We start from the raw sequence: 2,329 nt of genomic DNA on the forward strand, positions 1-2,329 counted from the left end.
GCCAACGGACCGTTCCGGGTCGGCCAGCAGCGCATCCAGCAACCGCACGAAACGAGCGGCGAACGCGTCGACGGTCGACTCGTCGAACAGGTCGGTCGCATAGGTGAACAGAGCCGCGGCCGGGGCGGATTCGTCCTCCGGCGGCGAAATGGTCAGTTGCAGATCGAATTTCGCGATCGCACCGTCGATGCCCAGTTCGTCGACGCGGATTCCGGGCAGCTCCAGACCGGCCTGCTCCAAGTTCTGGAAGAACAGCGCGACCTGGAACAGCGGGTGGTGCGAGGGAGCGCGAACCGGATCCATCACCTCCACCAGGCGCTCGAACGGCAGCTCCGCGTGGGAGAACGCGGCGAGATCGGTTCGTTTCACCCGCGCCAGCAGATCGGTGAAGCTCTCGCCCGGATCGATCTCGGTTCGCAGCACCAGGGTGTTGACGAACATGCCGATCAGACCGTCGAGCTCGCGCTCACCACGGCCGGCCACGGGGGTGCCGATGGCTATGTCCGGGGTACCGGAGAGCCGGGCCAGCAGCGCGGCGAAGGCCGCGTGCACCACCATGAACTCCGAGGAGTTCTGTGCCCGCGCCAACCGGATCGCCGCGGCGCGCGTGGACGCCGGAATGTCGAAGGCCAGGGTGCGTCCGACACCCGAGGCGGTGTACGGACGCGGCCGGTCGGCTGGAAGGTCGAGCCGCTCGGGCAGACCCGCCAGCGCCTCTCGCCAGAACGCGATCTGACCGGCGGCCACCGACTTCGGATCTTCCTCGTCACCCAGCAGATCTCGCTGCCACAGTGTGTAATCCGCGTACTGCACCGGCAGCGGCGCCCACGTGGGCGCACTGCCCGCTTCCTGCGCGAGGTAAGCGGTCATCAGGTCTCGGACCAGCGGCGCCACCGACGCGCCGTCGGCGGCGATGTGGTGCGTCACCATGACCACCACGTGCACGTCGGTCTCGGGCTCCAGCACCGCGATCCGCAGCGGCACCTCGGCCGCGACGTCGAAACCGCGAAGCGCGAATTCGGTGACCCAGCCTTCGATCTCGCCCTCGGCGATCGGAATCACCGGCACGTCCGGCACGACCGACGGGGGCAACACCGACTGGTAGCCGACACCGTCCACGGCCGGGTAGACCGTCCGCAGCACCTCGTGCCGGGCCACCAGATCGCCGATGGCCGCGCGCAGCGCCGCGATGTCCAGTGCGCCGGTCAACCGGACGGCGAACGGGATGTTGTTGGCGGGCGAGGTGGTGTCGAACTGGTTGAGGAACCACATCCGCTGCTGTGCGAGCGACAACGGAATGCGTTCCGGACGCGGCCGGGCGGTGAGCGCCGGGCGATCCGCATCGGACCGGCTCGTCTCCACTCGGGAGGCGAGGGCCGCCACACTGCCGGCCTCGAAGACCAGGCGGACCGGCACTCGGGTGTCGAGAGCGGAGCCGAGGCGCGCCGCGACCCGGGTGGCGCTCAGCGAGTTGCCGCCCAGCGCGAAGAAGTCGTCGTCGCGACCCACCCGCTCGATGCCGAGCACCTCAGCGAACACGTTCGCCACGAGTTCCTCGACCACGGTGACGGGCGCGGCGAACACCTGCGCCTCGAACACCGGCGCGGGCAAGGCCTTGCGGTCGAGCTTTCCGGAGGTGTTGAGCGGCAACGCGTCCAGCATCGTCACGACCGCGGGCACCATGTACGAGGGCAGGGCCGAGGCGAGACCCGCACGCAGCGCCGTCGGATCCAGGTGCTGGCCGGGCGCGGGCACCGCATAGCCGACGAGTTGTTCACCGGTGGGCCCGGCGACGACCAGCGCGACGGCCTGGCTGACGCCCGGAACGGCCAGCAACGCGGCCTCGATCTCGCCCAGCTCGATGCGCTGGCCCCGGAACTTCACCTGGAAATCGATACGACCCAGGTAATCCAGAACCGGATCGCCGGACGCCGTGCGAGTCCACCGGACGAGATCACCGGTGCGATACATACGAGCCCCGGCCGCACCGAACGGATTCGCAACGAACCGATCCGAAGTCAGATCCGGACGACGCAAATACCCCCGCGCCAACTGATCACCGGCAAGATACAACTCACCGACCACACCATCGGGCACCGGCCGCAACCGCGAATCCAAAACATAAACCTGCGAATTCCACTGCGGCACACCGATCGGCACCGACACACCCGACGCATCGGCCGCGGTGACCTCGCGATAGGTGATCGACACCGCCGCCTCGGTCGGGCCGTACAGATTGTGCAACCGAGCATCCGACACCGCACCGAACGCCGCAGCCGTCTCCGGAGGCAACGCCTCACCGATCACGAACACATGCCGCAGTGAGGAC

At 68.5% G+C, this 2,329-nt stretch carries 1 protein-coding gene; it reads right to left on the reverse strand.

All coding sequences use genetic code 11. The features are described from left to right. Window positions 1-2,329 (reverse strand): condensation domain-containing protein (locus tag NK1_RS33110; RefSeq protein ID WP_157104571.1); only part of this gene is annotated, 2,329 nt, incomplete at both ends.

The organism is Nocardia kruczakiae NBRC 101016 (genome assembly GCF_001612965.1).
Lineage (GTDB): Bacteria > Actinomycetota > Actinomycetes > Mycobacteriales > Mycobacteriaceae > Nocardia > Nocardia kruczakiae.